The sequence below is a fragment of the Ruegeria sp. AM9 genome (assembly GCF_056540565.1).
In genome coordinates this window covers 26,280-44,550 of record NZ_JBQFWY010000012.1, presented here as the reverse complement: position 1 = coordinate 44,550, position 18,271 = coordinate 26,280, and the positions used below count along the sequence as shown (strand labels likewise).

The window sequence follows — 18,271 nt, the reverse complement described above, 5'->3', positions numbered from 1 at the left end:
TTTGGTCAGAGTTTTATCCAGGCGGTTTTCAGGTCGAGATATTTCTCGAACGCATGCAGGGACTTGTCATGCCCGTTGCCCGATTGGCGCACCCCACCCAGCGGCACAGTCAGGTCAGACCCGCCATAGGTATTCACGTGCACGACGCCTGCGCGGATGCCCGCGATCATGCGGTGTGCGCGGCTCAGGTTCGACGTCCACACGCCCGAGGACAGACCATAGACCGTGGAGTTGGCCAGCCGGATCGCTTCCTCCTCGTCCTTGAAGGGCGTCACCGCCAGAACCGGGCCAAACACCTCGTTCTGAAACAGGTTGTCGGTGGATTTGACCCCGGTCATCACGGTCGGCGCCATGTAATAGCCACCGGTTTCTTCAAGGATGCGCCCGCCGCTGGTGCGGCGCTCGGCGCCTTCGGCCTCGGCCTTGGCGACGAAGTCCAGGTTGGACTCCAGTTCGGGCAGTGAATGAACGGCGCCGATCTGCGTGTCCAGGTCCAGCGGATTGCCGACACGCATCTCCTCGGCGTGTTGGACCAGTTCTGCAACAAAATCGTCGTGGATGTCCTCCTGCACCAGCAGGCGCGATCCGGCGATGCAGATCTGGCCCGCGTTGCGGAAGATACCACCCGCCGAAACTTTGGCGGCCTCGCTCAGGTCCGGGGTGTCGTTGAAAACGATGTTGGGGGATTTCCCACCCAGTTCCAGATAGCAGCGTTTCATGTTCGAGCGTGCCGAGTATTCCAGCAGCCGCCGACCTGTGGCGCCCGAGCCGGTGAACACCATGATGTCCACGTCCATCGATAGCGCCAGAGTTTCGCCCACCACTCGGCCCGAGCCGGTGACGACGTTCAGCACCCCATCAGGCACTCCGGCCTCGGCGGCCAGTTCGGCCAGTTTTAGCAGCGACAAGGAGGCGCTTTCGGCGGGCTTCAGCACCACGGAATTCCCAGTGGCCAGCGCCGGAGCCAGTTTCCAGCTGCCAATCATCAGCGGCATGTTCCATGGCACAATCGCGCCAACCACCCCAACCGGTGCGTGGTGGATCAGGCCCAGCACGCTTTCTGCCGTCGGGGCGATCTGGCCATAGACCTTGTCGATCGCCTCGGCGTAATAGCGGAACGTGCCAGCGGCCGACATCGGCTCGGCCTTCATGGCCATGGTGATCTCGGTGCCATTGTCGCGCACACCCAGAACCGCCAGTTCAAGCGCGTGTTTTTCGATCAGGTCGGCCAGTTTCAGCAGGACTTTCTTGCGCTCGACCGGGGGTTGGCGCGACCAGCGGCCATCTTCGAATGCTGCTCGGGCAGCGGCAATCGCGGCCTCCATATCCGCTGGTGTGCCTTCGGCAATCTGGGTCAGAACCCCACCATCAATCGGCGACAGCACATCCCGGTGGCCACCTTCCGAAGCCGCGACCCAGCGCCCCCCGATGAAGTGCGAACGGGGGGACAGAACCTGAGATCGCAGGGCGTCAATATCGGATTGGTTCATGGCAGGGTTACCCTTGCTGATTGGGGTGATCGGAATCGACCGGTAGCGCGGTCGGCTCGGGTTTCAGCTTGTTGCGGAATTCAAAGTACAGCGTGCGGAAATGAAGCAGCAGGATCAGTACGATCAGCGCCGTCAGGATCGCCGCAATCGGGCGGTCGACGAAATCGAGCGGTGTTTTGACCCGTGCCATGGCGCTGCGCAGCTTGACCTCCATGATGCCGCCCAGAACCATGCCGAGGATGATCGGCACAATCGGCAGATCCAGCCGTTTGAGGATCAGGCCGAACACGCCAAACCCGGCGGCAATGGCGCAATCGGTGATCGAATTGCGCAGGCTGTAGACACCGACAAAGGCCAGGATCAGGATCATGATGCCCAGAAACCGGGTCGGGATCTGGATGATCTTGAGCAGCAGGTTGGTCGAGAACAGCAGGAATACCAGAACGATGACGTTCAGCAGGATCAGCGCCATATAGAGCGCCATCACAAAGTCCATCTGGTTTTCGAACAGCTGCGGACCGGGGATGACGTTGTGCACATAGAACACCGACAGCATCATCGCGGTCAGCGCCTCACCCGGAATACCAAGCGCCAGCAGCGGGATCATGGCCGCGCCAGGAACGGCGTTGTTGGCGGCCTCGGACGCCACCAACCCCTCGGGCGAGCCATCCCCGAACTTGTTGGGGTCTTTCGAGGTCTTCTGCGCATAGGTGTAGGAGAGGAATTGCGAGGTGAACTCACCCGTTCCCGGCACCATGCCCATGAACACGCCGATGCTGGAGGACACGGTAGCGACGCGTTTGATGCCCAGCAGTTCCTTGAGACCGGCAAAGATGTTGCCGCTGACATGCGCCTCGCCCGGTGCGTGGTTCTTTTCCAGCAACAGAAGCAGCGCCTGACTGATGGCAAACAGGCCCAGCACGACCACGATCAGATCGACGCCCGAGGCCAGCCAGCTTTGCTCAAAGGTAAAGCGGCGGGTGTATTTGACTGGCTCAAGTCCGACGGTGTTCAGGAAGATACCGAAGGCCGCCAGCATACCGGCGGCAAAAATCTGTCCGCGGTGGGCGAGGATCACCAGAATTATCCCCAGAAGGGCGGCCAGAAAAATCTCTCGGCTGCCGAAATGTGGTGCGATCAACGCCAGAACCGGCGACAGGATCATCAGGCAGATGATGGCGAAAACGCCGCCAAAGAAGGATGCGGAATAGGCCAGAGACAGCGCGCGGTGCCCTTGTCCGCGTTTGGTCATCGGATAGCCGTCATAGGTGGTCAGCGCGTTCACCGCCGTTCCCGGCGTGTTGATCAGAATGGCGGGGATGGCGCCGCCATACATGGACGAGCCATAGATGCCCAGCAGCAGCGTCAGGCCCACGATGGGTTCAAAGGCGAAAGTTGCGGGCAAAAGAATGGCGATGGCCACAGCCGCACCAACTCCGGGCAGAGCACCGATGATGACCCCACCGATCGAGCCGATCAGAAGGGCGACGATCACCTGCCATTGCGTCAGAATAGAAAGTCCGGACAGAAACGTTTCCATAGCGACCCTCAGAGATAAGTCAGCGCAAAGGCGCGTACGGTTTCCGGCAGGTATTCATAGACGGCACCTGCGGGGATTTTGACCTGCAGAAAGGCGCGGAAAATGACCGTCACCGCAACACCGAACGCTGCCGCATGGCCAATGGCCCCGGCGCTCCGGAACCCGGTGCGGATTGCAAGAAAAACCGCGAACAGAACGGTGGATGGCAGGTATCCCAAAAGGGGGACAATCGCGACATAAACCAGAAAATAGGCGACGTATTCAAAGGACCGCAGCCAAAACGCCACCTCGGGCCAGCGTCCCGGAATACGGTCTGAAATAGCCGAGCTGAGCCAGTGCAAAAAGGCAAAGATGGCCATGGTCCAAAGCGAGACCATCGGCCAGAAGCCGGGTTGCGCAAACCACTTGGTCCGTTTGACGACCTTGGTCTGCTCACCCAGTTGGGTCAGGAGAAAAACGGCAAAAACCAGAAAGACCAAAGCAAAAACAACATCGCCGGGCCGGCGATATCGTTTGAACATGTCCTGCAATGTCTTGGCTATCATAGTCCCCTCCCTGACCGATGAAAAAGCCGCGCAGGAAACGCCCGCGCGACCCCTGCGGCTTGTTTATTCACCCACGAGGGCTTGGATGGCACCAATCGTTTCGCTGTCGCTTGCGATCTGCGCGTTTGATGCGTCGGCATCCAGCCAATAGATCAGAACGCCAGTTTCACCGATCAGGTTCTGAGCCTTCTCGGTTTGCAGCGCCTTTTGCGCAGCGGCCGCGATTTTCTCGCGCGCTTCTGCCGGAGTGTCCTTGTGAACGAACAGGCCATTCCAAAGCGCCACATTCAGATCGGGGTGCAGTTCGCTGACGGTCGGCGTGTCCGGTGTCAGGCTGATGCGCTCGTTGCCAATGCTGGCCAGAACGTTGACGTCATCCAGGCAGGGCAGGATCAGCTGCAACGTGGTGTTGATCACGTCCACGTCACCAGAGGCCAGCGTGTTGCAGTCCAGCGCGTCGAATGCAGCTTCGCTGGCAAAGTCAAAGCCCGAGCTGATTGCGGCGGCAAATGTCACCTGGGTGGGCGGCAGGAACGACCCGAAGTGACCCAGCGCCACATCGTTTTCCTTGCCATAGGCGACCAGTTCTTCCCAGTTCTTGAACGGGGCGTCTTTGCCTGACGCAATCACGAAGGGATAGGTCATGAAGATGCCGATCGGCTCGAACGGGTTGGGAGACAGTTCGGGGATGCCGATTTGGGGGCCGCCGATGGGTACGTCGGTCACGAAGGACCCGATGGTATAGCCATCTGCCGGGGCAGTGGCCACTTCGACAGCGCCGGGGAACGGCCCGCCGCCGCCACCCGGCTTGTTCACGACCGCAGCCGGAACGCCGTACATTGCCTGGAATTCGTCGGCGATGATCCGCGTCAGAACGTCTTCCAGATCACCCGGAGGCCACGGAACGACAAAAGAGACCGGCTTCTCTGGATACTCCGCCAGTGCGGCGGTTGCAGAAGCAACAAAAGCGGCGGCTGTTAGAACTTTCTTCATTGACACCTCCCGTAAGTGGTTCATTATTTGATCCGCGTTAACAAGATTAATGTTGCTTTGTTAAGCTTGTTCTGTCAAGTATTACCTTAACGGGAGGATGTGAGTCACATGGGTACAGCCCTGAACGCCCTGAAAATGCTCAACTACTTTTCAAACGCTCGGCCAGAGATCGGGCTGAGTCAGATGGCGCGGCTGTCCGGATTGAACAAAGCCACCGCGCTGCGCCACCTGCGGGCGCTTGAAGAATACGGGCTGATCGAACAGAACCCCATGACCAAGTCCTATGCGGTCGGACCCGCCGCGCTGCGCCTGGCCGCGTTGCGCCAGATCGCCCGTCCCGGCATCGAAAGCGCCCGCCAGAGAATGCAGGCTGCCATGCAGGATGTCGGCGAAAGCCTGCATCTGTCGCTGCTTGAAAAGGAGTCGCTTCAAACCGCGCTGGTAGTTGAAACGACGCGGCACAGCGTCCGTGTCAGCCTCGACCCCAGCGAGATCCTTCCGATCAATGCGACCGCGTCGGGCCTGTGTATGCTCAGCTTTGGTCCGTCCTTCCTGTTGGACCGTCTCGGTCAGGAAGAGCAGGCGCGATATACCGACACCACGCTGACCGACCCGGCAAAGATCAAAGAACGGGTCACAGCAATCAGCCAAGCCGGCTGGGCCAACAGCAATGGAAGCTACGAAAATGGCGTCTATGGCTATGCGGCACCCATATTCGGCATTGATCAGGTGGCGTTGGGAACTATTGCGATTGCCGTCCCCGAAGGCCGCGCCAGCGACGAACGACTGCCGGAAATCCTGACTGCGTTGCACGCCCTTTCGATTGACCTGACCGCAAACTTTGGCGGTCAGCTCCCCGACACTTTTCCAACCGAATTCCACCTTTGAGCGGGTGGACACAAACCCGGAGACCCGAGACATGAAAGACTCGAACTTTCTGAAAGAAAATAATGCGCGTTACTTCTGGCACCCGATGGCGCATCCCGCCGACAGTCAGAAAAACCCGCCGACCATTCTGAACGGCGGTGAAGGTGTCAGCATTATCGATGTCGACGGTCACAAGGCGCTGGATGCGGTCGGGGGGCTTTGGAACGTCAATCTGGGTTATTCCTGCGAGCCGGTGAAGCAGGCCATCGCAGATCAGCTGAACGCGCTGCCCTATTATTCGACTTTCCGCGGCACCAGCAACGACAAGGCGATCGAGCTGTCCTACGAACTGGCGCAGTTCTTTGAGGCAGACGGCCTGATCCGCGCTTTCTTTACCTCGGGCGGCTCGGATTCGGTTGAAATCGCGCTGAAAATGGCGCGGCAATACCACAAGGTGCGCGGTGAGGTCGGGCGGACCAAGTTCATCAGCCTGAAGCAGGGCTATCACGGCACCCATTTTGCTGCGGCCTCGGTCAACGGCAATCAGAAGTTCCGCGCGGCCTATGAGCCGATGATGCCGGGCTGTTTCCATGTGCCCGCCCCGTGGACCTATCGCAACCCGTTTGACGAGACCGATCCGGAACGTCTGGCGCAACTCTGTGTCAAAGCGCTTGAGGCCGAGATTGCGTTTCAGGGGCCAAACACCGTTGCCGCCTTTATCATGGAGCCGGTCCTTGGGGCAGGGGGGGTGATCCCGCCGCACAAGAGCTTCATGCCGATGGTGCGCGAGGTCTGTTCAAAACACGGTATTCTGCTGATCTCGGATGAGATCATCACCGCCTTTGGCCGGACCGGCAGCGAAAGCGGCGCGCGGCATTGGGGGGTGCAGCCCGACATCATGACCACCGCCAAGGCGATCACCAATGGCTATTTCCCCTTCGGGGCAGCAATGATCTCGGGTGCGGTCGCCGAGGTGTTCGAAAGCGACACCACCGGCAAGGCGTCGGTTGATCAGGGCTATACCTATTCCGGCCATCCGGTCGGCGCGGCGGCGGCCCTGGCTGCACTGTCCGAGATCAAGCGCCTGCGTGTCTGGGAAAACGCGGCCGCACGCGGAGATGAGCTGTTTGCCGGATTGCAAAAGCTGGCCGAGAAATACGATGTCATCGGGGATGTGCGCGGTGGCGAGGGGCTGATGTGCGCGCTGGAGCTGGTCTCGGACCGGGCAACCAAGGCACCTATTGCCAAGCACCTGCCGCTACAGGTTCAGAAAGCGGCTTACGAAGATGGTGTCATGGTGCGTGTGTCCGGCAACAACATCATCCTGTCTCCGCCGCTGATCATCACCTCCGACGATGTGGCCAAGATCCTGTCGGCGCTGGATACCGGTCTGGCGACTCTTTAACCGCCGCTCACCTGACCTCGCCCACCCCGGGCGGGGTCAGACTTTGACCGCCTGAAGCTCTTCCAGAAGGTCCAGAAGCTGGTTCAGTTTTTCGCGGCCCATCTGCGATTCGATGTTTTTTGAAATCGCCAACGACGTGGCAAGGTTGTCTTCCAGCACCGCGCGACCGGCATCGGTGATCCGAACCATGGTGCGGCGCTTGTCTTCTTTGTCCTGGCGACGGGTGATCTGGCCTTCGGCCTCCATCGTGCGCAGGATGCGGGTGAGGCTGGGCAGCAGCAAGCAAGCCTCGTGGGCGATTGCGCTTTGCTCAACCTCGCCCAGCTCGTCCAAAACCCTCAGGATGCGCCACTTCTGTTCGGTGAGCTGAATGTCATGAAGCATATCCCGGATCGGCGCCATGACGGTTTCCCGCGCGCGCAACAGCGCAATCGGTAGGGATCGGGACGTGCTTTTTGTGTGGCTTTGCGTGGTCATGCGGCCTTCTAGAACGCCGATTTGGAAATTGCAAAGATTAACAAGGCAAGTTCTTGACAGCGTGATTGTGAAATAGTAAACATGTTAATTAATAAGGGAGAGCACATGCCACATTTTCACGTCGAGTATTCCGGGAACCTGGAGGACAAGGTCGACATGGGTGGCCTGTGTGAATGCATCCGGGCCACGGCTGCCGAGATCGACACCTTTCCGATGCCGGGCATTCGCGTCCGAGCCGTTCGCGTTGATCATTATGCCATTGCAGACGGCAATCCGGCGCATGGCTTTATCGACATCTCGATCCGCCTGCGCGCAGGTCGACCAGACGACGCAAAACAGGACGCCGCGCAGCGCATATTTGAGGCCGTCAGCGCGTATCTGGCGTCGGCCTTCTTACACCATTCCATCGCCCTCTCGCTTGAGATGCGCGACATCGACCCCAAGCTTTCGCCCAAGACCGGTACGATCCGCGATCACCTTGGCGCGACCATGCAGGAGACCTGAATCATGAGCGCATTGGACACAAACATCGAAAAACTCGCGGGCTTTTTGGCGCGGTTCAAAGAGACAGGGATCAAAAACCGCATCGCGGGTGAAGACGTTGCGGGGTCTGCCGGTGTGTTTCAATCCACCTCGCCGGTCGACAAGTCGGTGATCTGCGATGTTGCACATGGCACCGCCGAGGACATCGACACTGCGGCCGAGGCAGCCCATGCGGCCTTTGCCGAATGGCGCGACATGCCCGCCACCGAACGCCGCCGCATTCTGCTGAACGTGGCAGACGCCATCGAGGCGCGCGCCGAGGAAATCGCGCTGTGCGAATGCTGGGACACGGGCCAGACGCTGCGCTTTATGTCCAAGGCGGCTTTGCGTGGGGCTGAGAATTTCCGCTATTTCGCGGATCAGGTGGTGCAGGCGCGGGACGGACAGCATCTGAAATCACCGACCCTGATGAATGTCACCACCCGCGTGCCGATCGGGCCGGTTGGCGTGATCACCCCGTGGAACACGCCGTTCATGCTGTCGACCTGGAAGATCGCGCCTGCTCTGGCAGCAGGCTGCACCGTGGTTCACAAGCCCGCCGAAGATTCGCCCCTGTCAGCCCGCCTGCTGGTCGAGATTGCAGAAGAGGCCGGTCTACCCAAGGGTGTGCTGAACACCGTGAACGGCTTTGGCCCGGATGCGGGTAAGGCGCTGACCGAGCACCCTCTGATCAAGGCCATCGCTTTTGTTGGCGAAAGCCGCACCGGCAGCATTATCACCAAGCAGGGGGCAGATACGCTGAAGCGGATGCACCTGGAGCTGGGTGGCAAGAATCCGGTCATCGTGTTTGACGACGCCGATCTGGATCGGGCGCTGGATGCGGTGATCTTCATGATCTACTCGATCAACGGTGAGCGCTGCACCTCGTCCTCGCGCCTGCTGGTGCAGGACAGCATCAAGGATGAATTCGAGGCCAGGCTGATCGAGCGGGTGAATAACATCAAGGTCGGCCATCCGCTGGACCCGGCAACCGAAATCGGTCCGCTGGTGACAGAAGAGCACTACAAAAAGGTCACCAGCTATTTCGACATCGCCAAAGAGGATGGCGCGACCGTTGCGGCGGGGGGCGAGAAACTGGGCGACGAAGGCTATTTCATCCGACCGACCCTGTTCACCAACGCCACCAACCAGATGCGCATCGCGCGCGAAGAGATCTTTGGCCCGGTCCTGACCTCGATCCCATTCTCGACCGAGGAAGAGGCGCTGCAGATCGCCAATGATACGCCCTACGGTCTGACCGGTTATGTCTGGACCAATGACCTGACGCGGGCGCTGCGGTTCACCGACAAGCTCGAGGCTGGAATGATCTGGGTGAACTCGGAAAACGTCCGTCATCTGCCCACGCCCTTTGGCGGCGTCAAGGCATCCGGCATCGGCCGGGACGGAGGTGACTGGTCGTTCGAGTTTTACATGGAACAAAAGCACATCGGCTTTGCCACCGGCCAGCACAAGATCATGCAATTGGGCAAGCTGTAACGGCCTGCCCTTGCAGAAACCGGAAACGCGCGCACCGCAACCTGCAGGAGGAAGAAATGGGAGAAATCGTTCTTGCGGCCAAAATGACCCATGTGCCGACCATGCTTATGTCGGAACAAGATGGTCCGGTCAAAGGCGCGCGTCAGGCCGCGATTGACGGGCACCGGGAAATTGCACGACGGGCAAAAGAGCTGGGCGCAGATACCGTGGTGATCTGCGACACGCATTGGGTCGTCAATGCCGGTTTCCATATCAATGCAAACAAACATTTCGAGGGGCTGTTCACCTCGAACGAATTCCCGCAATTCATCAAGGACTTGCCTTACGCATATGACGGCGACCCGGCGCTGGGGGATGCCATTGCGGATATTGCCACGAAAAAGGGCGTGCACACGCTCAGCCATCAGGTCGACAGCCTGGAATTGGAATACGGAACCCTTGTCCCGATGCGCTTCATGAGTCGCGAGGCGGAGTTCAAGGTGGTTTCGATTGCTGCCTGGTGCACCGTTCACAGCCACGAGGAAAGCCGCCTTGTCGGCGAAGCCATCCGCGAGGCGGTTGAGGCCAGCGACAGCAAGGTTTTGCTGGTCGCCTCCGGATCGCTGAGCCACAAGATTTGGCCCAACAAGGATTACGCCGCAAACAATGGTACATTCACCATCAGTTCGGAATTCAACCGCCAGGTCGATCTGCACGTTCTGGACATGTGGCAAGCCGGGGATCACGCTACATTCCTGAAAATGCTGGGCGAATATGCCAATTTCTGCTGCGGCGAAGGCTCGATGCACGACACCGCCATGCTCTACGGCGCGCTGGGGTGGGATGCGTATGATGCGAAATGCGAGGTTGTCACCGAGTATTTTCCGTCCTCCGGAACCGGACAAACCAACGTGATCTTCCCGGTGACCTGAACGGGCTGACAGGCGCGCAATGCATTTATGGAGAGGAGACGATCATGGGAAAGATTGTACAGGCCGCGAAGATTACGCATGTGCCAAGCATCTGGATGTCCCACACGATGCCGAAATACAAAGGCATCCGCCAGCCTGCCATTGATGGCTATGCGCGCCTGCGTCAGGATGCGATTGACCGCAAGGTCGACACCTTCGTCGTTTTCGACACCCACTGGATCACCAATCAGGGTTTTCACCTGAACACGAAAGAGCACCACAAGGGCCGCTTCATAAGCCACGAGCTACCGCACATGCTGGCGGATATGGAGTTCGACTATCGCGGCGATCATGAGCTGGGCGAAACCATCCTTGATGTGCTGCGTGAGCGTGGTGAGCGGGCCTTGGGGCATTCGCATCCCGATATGGGCATGGAATACGGCACGTTGCTGCCGATGCACTTTATCAATGACGGCGTGAATGCGCGGGTTCTGCCCGTGGCGGTCAACCAGTTCTCGTCGATCGCCGAAAACCGGGTTTGGGGTGAGGCCATCGCCGAAGGTATCCGGCGGTCTGACCGGAACGTCTCGATCCTGGCCTCGGGATCGTTGAGCCATGATTTCACGCCGAATGAACGCTCGGTCGATGGTCTGAATTCGGTGAACGGAGAGTTCAACCGACAGATGGACATGCGGGTGCTGGATCTGTGGGAGCAGGGCCGGTTTGAAGAGTTCCTCGAACTCCTGCCCGACTACGCCAAGAAATGCGCCGGCGAATGCGCCATGAACGATACCGCCTTGCTGTTCGGCGCCCTTGGATGGGGCAGCTACAAGGGCAAGATCGATATCTACACCCCGTATTTCGGAAGCTCCGGAACGGGTCAGGCCAATATCAGCTTCTCGGTCTAAGGCCAGAAACACAGGAAAATTCGAATGACTGAACTGCGTCTCAACGATCCCAGCCTGCTTGCCGAAATGGCTCGGGTCGGGTCCAGATGGGTGGATGCCACCGAGGCTGAAAGCGCGATTGATGTGACGAACCCGGCTACGGGTGAGTTGATCGGTCGGGTGCCCAATCTGGGGGCTGCGGAAACGGCCGAGGCGATTGCCGATGCACAGCGTGCTCAGAAAGGCTGGGCCAAACGCACCGCGAAGGAGCGTAGCCAGATTCTGCGCCGCTGGTACGAACTGATGATGGAAAGCCAGGATGACCTAGGTGCCATCCTGACTGCCGAACAAGGCAAGCCGCTGGCTGAGGCCAAGGGTGAAATCGCCTATGGCGCCAGTTTCATCGAGTGGTTCGCGGAAGAGGCGCGCCGCGCTTACGGGGATGTCACGCCCGGCCATGCGCCCGACAAGCGGATCATCACGGTCAAACAACCCATCGGCGTTGTGGCCGCGATCACGCCGTGGAATTTTCCCAACGCCATGATCACCCGAAAGGCCGGTCCGGCTTTTGCGGCAGGCTGTTCGATGGTGTTAAAGCCCGCCAGCCAGACACCGTTCTCGGCAATTGCACTGGCTATACTGGCCGAGCGCGCGGGGCTGCCAGCGGGTCTCTTCTCGGTCCTCACCGGTTCGGCACGAGAGATTGGCGGCGAAATGACCTCGAGTCCGATCGTTCAAAAGCTGACCTTCACCGGATCGACCGAGATTGGCGCGATGCTCTATGCGCAATGTGCCCCGACGATCAAGAAACTGGGGCTGGAGCTGGGCGGCAACGCGCCTTTCATCGTGTTCGACGATGCCGATCTGGATGCGGCTGTCGAAGGCGCCGTGATCGCCAAGTTCCGCAACAACGGCCAGACCTGCGTTTGTGCAAACCGCATCTATGTGCAGGCCGGGGTCTATGACGCCTTCGCCGAAAAACTGGCGGCCAAAGTGTCGACCCTGCCGACCGGCAACGGTTTTGATGAGGGCATCATCTTTGGCCCGCTGATCGATCAGGCCGCCGTGGACAAGGTGACCGAACATGTCGAAGACGCGACCTCGAAAGGGGCCAAGGTGGCGCTTGGGGGTAAAGCCCACGCGCTTGGCGGTACCTTCTTTGAACCCACCATCCTGACTGGAGTGACCTCGGACATGGCGGTGGCGACCGAGGAAACCTTTGGCCCCGTCGCACCGTTGTTCAAGTTCGATACCGAACGCGAGGTTGTGGCTGCTGCCAATGATACCGAGTTCGGGCTCGCCTCGTATTTCTATTCCCGCGACCTGGCCCGTGTCTGGCGTGTGTCCGAGGGGCTGGAATACGGCATGGTCGGCGTCAACACCGGCCTGATTTCAACCGCCGAAGCCCCATTTGGTGGCGTCAAGATGTCGGGTCTGGGGCGTGAAGGCTCACGCTATGGGCTCGATGATTTCATGGAACTCAAATACATCTGCATGGGTGGCATCGACGCCGCCGAGGAGGCCTGATGCGCTTTGCGACATACTCTGCCAATGGCGAAACATTCTTTGGCGCGATCACGGATGCCGGCGCCATCGCACTGAATAGCGAATTTTCGGAACATGCCAGTTTATATGAGGTGATCGCAGCCGGGGCGTTCGATCAACTGGCCGCAGCCGCTGCTGGCCGGGACGTGACGCACAAGGATTTCACCTACGAGATGGTGATGCCTGACGCGCGCCGCATCCTGTGTGTCGGGGTGAACTTTCCGGATCGCAATGCGGAATACAAGGATGGCAGCGCGCAGCCGAAATACATGTCTCTGTTCCCGCGCTTTGCCAGCGGCTTTACCGGTCATGACCGCCCGCTGATCCGCCCGCCGGAGAACCATACGCTGGATTACGAAGGCGAGGTTGCCATTGTCATCGGCAAGACCGGGCGCAGGATTTCGCAAGAGGATGCCTATGATCACATTGCAGCCCTGACCCTGTGCAACGAAGGCACGATCCGAGACTGGGTGCGCCACGCAAAGTTCAACGTCACCCAGGGCAAGAACTGGGACAACACCGGCGCCATCGGCCCATGGCTGGTGCCTTTTACGGACGCAGCCCAACTGGATGACGCCCGCATTCAGACCCATGTGAATGGCGAGCTGCGTCAGGACGACACCCTGAACCGCATGATGTTCCCGATCCGGCGCGAGATCGAGTATATCTCGACCTTCATGACCCTGCAGCCGGGTGATATCATCGTCACCGGAACGCCGACCGGGGCCGGGGCGCGGTTTGATCCTCCGAAATATCTGACACCGGGCGATGTGGTCGAGGTCTCGGTCGAAGGCATCGGCACGCTGCGCAACACGGTTGAGGACGAACAGCCATGACCCCCGAGGACCACACACGCGCCGCCGCTGATCTGCTGCAGGCGGGGCGTACGCGCGAGCAGATCGGCCTGCTGACCCTGCGCCATCCCGAGATGGGCATGGACGACGCCTATGAGGTGCAAAACGCCATCTATCGCCAGAAACTGGCCGAAGGGCGCAAAGTGATCGGCTGGAAGATCGGCCTGACCTCGAAAGCCATGCAATACGCGCTGAACATCGACATTCCCGACAGTGGCATCCTTTTCGATGACATGGCCTTTGAGCACGGCGGAACCGTTCCCGCGGGTCGGTTCATCCAGCCGCGGATCGAAGCCGAGATCGCCTTTGTGATGAAATCCGCGGTTGGTGGTGAAAACGTCACTCGCGACGACATCATCGCCGCCACGGACTACGTCGCGCCCTCGATCGAAATCCTCGACACCCGTATTCAAAGGGTCGACCCCAAGTCGGGTAAAGCGCGTACGGTGTTCGACACGATCAGCGATAACGCGGCCAATGCAGGCATTGTGCTGGGCGCGGAACGGCACGCCGTGGATGCATTTGACCTGCGCTGGGTCGGTGCGCTGACCTTCCGAAATGGTGAGATCGAGGAAACCGGTCTGGGCGCGGGCGTGCTGGACGATCCGGTTGAGAGCGTTGTCTGGCTGGCACGCCGCATGGCGCAATACGGCCAGAGTATTGAACCCGGTCAGATCATCCTGTCCGGCAGCTTTATCCGCCCGGTCGAATGCCCGTCCGGTACTGAGATTCATGCTGATTTCGGGCCGTTCGGCTCGGTCGATATCAATTTCGCCTGAAAGGAACACCGCACATGCCTGCGCCGAAGAACACGTTCAAAGCCGCGCTCAAGGCCGGGCGCCCCCAGATTGGCTGCTGGATCGGCATGGCCAACGCCTATACCGCCGAAATCGCGGCGACCGCGCAGTTCGACTGGCTGCTGGTCGACGGTGAGCACGCGCCGAACGATCTACGCTCCATCCTTGAACAGGTGCAGGTGATCGAAGGATCGGGCAGCACCCCGGTCGCGCGCCTGCCGATTGGCGAGACCTGGATGATCAAGCAATATCTGGACGCAGGCGTGCAGAACCTCCTGGTGCCCATGGTCGAAAGCGGCGATCAGGCGCGTGAACTGGTGCGGGCGGTGCAATACCCGCCGCATGGCGTGCGGGGCGTGGGATCGGCTCTGGCGCGGGCCTCGCGGTTTGCGGCGATCCCGGATTACCTGACAACGGCGGATGAACAGATTTGCCTGCTGGTGCAGGTGGAAAACCAAAAGGGTCTGGCGGCGCTGGACGATATTCTGGCCACCGATGTGGACGGAGTGTTCATCGGCCCATCCGATCTGGCCGCCGATATGGGCCATATCGGCGATGCCGGTCACCCTGACGTGGTTCAAGCCGTGCTGGACGCGCTGACCCGCATCGTGGCTGCGGGCAAGGCGGCGGGTATCCTGACCCTTGATCCGGCAATGCAACGCAAATGCTTGGGTATCGGAGCCAGCTTTGTGGCCACCAATATCGACGTGACCCTGTTTGCAAACGCTATGCGCAACGCCGCCAAAGCCGGGCTGAGCCTGCTGCCGGACCAGACCGCCTCGGGCGTCGCCGAAACCGCTGCGGCCAGCAAATACCTGCAGCAGCTCTGCAAACACTGGTCGCACAAGGCCGAGGTGTTCTTTGACGAAACGAACGGCAGCGTGGCCTTCCCGGATGGCGACAGTGTGAACCTCGAAGCGACTGACAGCACCCTGACAATAACCGCTGCGACCGGTCCGCGCGGGGATTTGGCGCGTTGGAAGAATGTGATTGAGGCCCATCTGGAGCGTTTTGCCTTTCGCGAAGAGTTCCGCATCGACTGGTCTGAATAAGAGCGCCTGCGAAATGCCAGAACCTGTCTATGCCATTGGCGACATCCACGGTCAGTTGCACATGCTCGAGGACGCGTTGGCGCGCATCGAAAAGGACGGCGGGCCTGATGCCCAAATCGTCTTTATCGGTGACTATACGGATCGCGGCGCCCGCAGTCGGCAGGTTCTGGACCTTTTGATAAAAGGGCAGTCCGAAGGCAGAAACTGGACGTTCCTGCGCGGCAACCACGACCAGATGTGCGCCATGTTTCTTGAGGATTACCCACGCAACGATGCGCGCCTGCTGGTCGGGTATCATTGGCTGCATCCCCGGATAGGGGGCGTCGAAACGCTGAACTCCTATGGCGTTGAGATCAGTGAAGGAGATCGAACCTATCAGGTCCACGCCAGGGCCAAAGCCGCTGTTCCGCAGGCCCATGTCGATTTTCTGGCGGGTCTGGTGCCTTACCATATGCACGAAGGCCTGTTGTTTGTGCATGCAGGTATCCAGCCCGGGGTTCCCATGCATCGTCAGGACCCCGACGATCTGATCTGGATTCGAGAAGAGTTTCTGGACTGCCCGGACCCTCACCCATGGCTGGTTGTTCACGGCCATACCCACGTCGCCACCCCTGAACACCATGGAAACCGTGTGAACATCGATACCGGGGCAGGATATGGCAAACCGCTGACCGCTGCGGTTTTCGAAGGAACAGAATGTTGGGTGCTGGAGGACACGGGGCGAAAACCTCTGACCTGCAATAAGCCCAGATAATGAGAGAAAACGTTCTCTGATTGGAAGAACCACAAGCCCGCGCTGATGGGGGGCGTAAGCAAACGTCAGGTGGCATTCGTGAATACCGAATGTCGCTATGGTGCGTTCCGCCTCCTGTTGCTTGGCTGGTAATCGCGTAAGCGCGGTGGGTCTTCATTTTCCACCCTATACATCCGGTTTCTCTCTCGGTATGGACTGTGCTTCGATTTTGATCCGTGTGTTGGACGCTCTGAGGGTGACAGCATCACCCAGGAAAGCTGAGCCATGAAACAGACACTCGCAGATGCGCTGAAGCGCAAAGGATATGACACCCTGACCCCTGTCCAAGAGGCCGTGACCGCGCCCGAGTTGCAGGGGCGGGATCTGTTGGTTTCGGCGCAGACGGGATCGGGGAAAACCATCGGGTTCGGCCTGGCCATCGCACCGACCATTCTGGGCGACGCGCAGGTTTTTGATACAGCGGATGCGCCTTTGGCTTTGGTCATCGCGCCAACGCGAGAGCTTGCGATGCAGGTCAAACGCGAATTGGGGTGGCTTTACGCCGATGCGGGGGCGTTCATTGCCTCATGCGTTGGCGGCATGGATATGCGTGATGAACGCAGGGCGCTGTCGCGCGGGGCGCATATCGTGGTCGCAACGCCGGGGCGCTTGCGCGACCATATCATGCGCGGCTCGATCGATCTGACGGCCGTGCGCGCCGTAGTTCTGGATGAGGCCGATGAAATGCTCGACCTCGGGTTCCGCGAGGATCTGGAGTTCATTCTCGAGCAAACCCCGACAGATCGCCAGACGCTGTTATTCTCGGCCACGGTTCCCCGCGCCATTGTCAGCCTTGCTGCCCGGTACCAACGCGATGCCGAGCGTGTCAGCACCGTTAGTGAACGGACGCAGCACGCCGATATTGAATACCGCGCGATGAATGTTGCCCCGCGTGATGGTGAAAACGCAATCATCAACGTGTTACGGTTCTATGAGGCGCCGAACGCCATCGTCTTCTGCAACACGCGTGCCATGGTCAGCCGTCTGACCGCCCGCCTGTCGAACCGCGGGTTCTCGGTTGTGGCGCTGTCTGGTGAACTGACCCAAAGCGAACGGTCCAACGCCTTGCAGGCCATGCGCGACGGGCGCGCCCGTGTCTGTGTTGCAACCGATGTCGCCGCACGCGGGATCGACCTGCCGAACCTGGATCTGGTGATCCATGCCGAGCTGCCCAATAGTCATGAGACCCTTCTGCACCGCTCGGGCAGGACCGGGCGGGCAGGGCGCAAAGGGGTCAGTGCCCTGATCGTCCCACCGGCGTCGTTCAAAAAGGCGCAGCGTCTGCTGAAATTCGCCAAGCTGACCGCCGAATGGGGGGCTGCACCGTCCGCAGACGAGGTCAACGCACAGGATATGCAGCGGATGTTCAGCTCGGACGACTGGCTTTCGGATGTGACAGAGGCCGAACGCATGTCCGTTGATGAGCTGGTGGCAAAGTTCTCGCCGGAGCAACTTGCCACGGCCTATGTCCGCCAATACCAGCGACAGCATTCCGCACCGGAAGAGTTGAGCGACGTCAAGGAAGCTGCGCCAAAGCCAAACGTGCCCTTTGGCCCGAGCGTCTGGTTTTCGCTTTCGGAAGGGCGCAACGACAATGCGTCGCCGCGATATCTTCTTCCCATGATCTGCAAGGCGGGCAACATCACCAAATCCGATATTGGTGCGATCCGTATCGCTGATAGCGAAACCTATATCGAAATTCGCGAAAGCAGCGTTGCTGGCTTCCTGGACGCGATCGGACCTGAGATGAAGATCGAGCGTACAAAAGACATCGTGCAGCTGGACGCCGCCCCCGATTTTTCGGGTTCTGCTAAAAAAGGCCCCAAGCAGGGTGTGAAAGGCAAGAGAGGCTGGGAAAAGACCGGGCAAAAACCGCAACGCCTCGCCGAGCCGCAACCTGCCAAGGCGCGAAAAAAGACACCGCCCAAACCCGCGGACAAAGTGAAAGCGGACGCCAAGCCCAAACGTGATCGTATTGGCAAAAAGTCGAACCGTCCGAAAGGCCCGCCACCGCCCAAGGGTAAGCCAAACAGCAAGAAAAACCGGGCACGCGCTGCCGCAGCAAAGGGCGGCAATGCTGTACCGAGACGCTCGAAATAAGTGAAACGCCTGCCAGA

General features: G+C 59.7%; 17 protein-coding genes. 12 read left to right on the top strand and 5 right to left on the bottom strand.

The genetic code is table 11. The annotated features are described in order from the left end of the window. Positions 1-5: 5 nt before the first annotated feature. The 4 genes from ACR0DO_RS16755 to ACR0DO_RS16740 form a co-directional block, all read right to left on the bottom strand. A complete protein-coding gene (locus ACR0DO_RS16755; RefSeq protein ID WP_480560467.1) occupies positions 6-1,490 on the bottom strand; it encodes an aldehyde dehydrogenase in 1,485 nt (494 codons plus the stop codon). Between the two features lie 7 nt (positions 1,491-1,497). Then, the gene (locus ACR0DO_RS16750; RefSeq protein WP_480560465.1) at positions 1,498-3,030 is read right to left on the bottom strand and encodes a tripartite tricarboxylate transporter permease; all 1,533 of its coding nucleotides are present in this window, start codon (positions 3,028-3,030) and stop codon (positions 1,498-1,500) included. An 8-nt stretch (positions 3,031-3,038) separates the two neighbouring features. After that, positions 3,039-3,575, bottom strand: a complete 537-nt coding sequence (locus ACR0DO_RS16745) for a tripartite tricarboxylate transporter TctB family protein (RefSeq protein ID WP_480560463.1) — start codon at positions 3,573-3,575, stop codon at positions 3,039-3,041. A gap of 63 nt (positions 3,576-3,638) precedes the next feature. After that, positions 3,639-4,568 (bottom strand): tripartite tricarboxylate transporter substrate binding protein, encoded by a 930-nt coding sequence (locus ACR0DO_RS16740; RefSeq protein WP_170448217.1) that lies wholly within the window; start codon positions 4,566-4,568, stop codon positions 3,639-3,641. A 108-nt stretch (positions 4,569-4,676) separates the two neighbouring features. On the opposite strand from ACR0DO_RS16740, the gene ACR0DO_RS16735 reads away from it, so the two are divergent. Both ACR0DO_RS16735 and ACR0DO_RS16730 read left to right on the top strand, forming a co-directional pair. Next, positions 4,677-5,456, top strand: coding sequence for an IclR family transcriptional regulator (locus tag ACR0DO_RS16735; protein ID WP_480560461.1), 780 nt, complete (start codon positions 4,677-4,679; stop codon positions 5,454-5,456). Between the two features lie 31 nt (positions 5,457-5,487). Further along, on the top strand, positions 5,488-6,840 hold the full coding sequence (locus tag ACR0DO_RS16730) for an aminotransferase class III-fold pyridoxal phosphate-dependent enzyme (RefSeq protein ID WP_480560459.1): 1,353 nt from the start codon (positions 5,488-5,490) through the stop codon (positions 6,838-6,840). 36 nt (positions 6,841-6,876) lie between these two features. On the opposite strand, the gene hpaR is transcribed toward ACR0DO_RS16730, so the two are convergent. After that, positions 6,877-7,317, bottom strand: coding sequence for a homoprotocatechuate degradation operon regulator HpaR (gene hpaR, locus ACR0DO_RS16725; RefSeq protein WP_480560457.1), 441 nt, complete (start codon positions 7,315-7,317; stop codon positions 6,877-6,879). 105 nt (positions 7,318-7,422) lie between these two features. Here hpaR and ACR0DO_RS16720 point away from each other — a divergent pair, with 105 nt between their 5' ends. The 10 genes from ACR0DO_RS16720 to ACR0DO_RS16675 all read left to right on the top strand — a co-directional run bounded on the left by ACR0DO_RS16720 (position 7,423) and on the right by ACR0DO_RS16675 (position 18,254). After that, positions 7,423-7,821 carry a 5-carboxymethyl-2-hydroxymuconate Delta-isomerase gene (locus tag ACR0DO_RS16720; RefSeq protein WP_480560455.1) on the top strand — a complete coding sequence of 133 codons (399 nt, stop codon included), beginning with the start codon at positions 7,423-7,425 and terminating at the stop codon, positions 7,819-7,821. A 3-nt stretch (positions 7,822-7,824) separates the two neighbouring features. Beyond that, positions 7,825-9,336 carry a 5-carboxymethyl-2-hydroxymuconate semialdehyde dehydrogenase gene (hpaE, locus tag ACR0DO_RS16715; RefSeq protein WP_480560453.1) on the top strand — a complete coding sequence of 504 codons (1,512 nt, stop codon included), beginning with the start codon at positions 7,825-7,827 and terminating at the stop codon, positions 9,334-9,336. Between the two features lie 56 nt (positions 9,337-9,392). After that, on the top strand, positions 9,393-10,247 hold the full coding sequence (gene hpaD / locus ACR0DO_RS16710; protein WP_480560451.1) for a 3,4-dihydroxyphenylacetate 2,3-dioxygenase: 855 nt from the start codon (positions 9,393-9,395) through the stop codon (positions 10,245-10,247). 44 nt (positions 10,248-10,291) lie between these two features. Further along, entirely contained in the window at positions 10,292-11,134 is an 843-nt protein-coding gene (gene hpaD / locus ACR0DO_RS16705) for a 3,4-dihydroxyphenylacetate 2,3-dioxygenase (RefSeq protein WP_480560449.1), read from the top strand. Positions 11,135-11,158: 24 nt separating this feature from the next. After that, positions 11,159-12,640, top strand: coding sequence for an NAD-dependent succinate-semialdehyde dehydrogenase (locus ACR0DO_RS16700; RefSeq protein ID WP_480560447.1), 1,482 nt, complete (start codon positions 11,159-11,161; stop codon positions 12,638-12,640). Next, positions 12,640-13,494 carry a fumarylacetoacetate hydrolase family protein gene (locus ACR0DO_RS16695; RefSeq protein ID WP_480560445.1) on the top strand — a complete coding sequence of 285 codons (855 nt, stop codon included), beginning with the start codon at positions 12,640-12,642 and terminating at the stop codon, positions 13,492-13,494. Before ACR0DO_RS16700 ends, ACR0DO_RS16695 begins: the two co-directional genes overlap by 1 nt. Next, positions 13,491-14,291, top strand: a complete 801-nt coding sequence (gene hpaH / locus ACR0DO_RS16690) for a 2-oxo-hept-4-ene-1,7-dioate hydratase (protein ID WP_480560443.1) — start codon at positions 13,491-13,493, stop codon at positions 14,289-14,291. Before ACR0DO_RS16695 ends, hpaH begins: the two co-directional genes overlap by 4 nt. 14 nt (positions 14,292-14,305) lie before the next feature. Continuing rightward, positions 14,306-15,361, top strand: coding sequence for an aldolase/citrate lyase family protein (locus ACR0DO_RS16685; RefSeq protein ID WP_480560441.1), 1,056 nt, complete (start codon positions 14,306-14,308; stop codon positions 15,359-15,361). 13 nt (positions 15,362-15,374) lie between these two features. Continuing rightward, the gene (locus ACR0DO_RS16680) at positions 15,375-16,115 is read left to right on the top strand and encodes a metallophosphoesterase family protein (RefSeq protein ID WP_480560439.1); all 741 of its coding nucleotides are present in this window, start codon (positions 15,375-15,377) and stop codon (positions 16,113-16,115) included. A gap of 264 nt (positions 16,116-16,379) precedes the next feature. Continuing rightward, complete coding sequence (locus ACR0DO_RS16675; protein ID WP_480560437.1) at positions 16,380-18,254, top strand: DEAD/DEAH box helicase; 1,875 nt, start codon at positions 16,380-16,382, stop codon at positions 18,252-18,254. Positions 18,255-18,271: the final 17 nt, after the last annotated feature.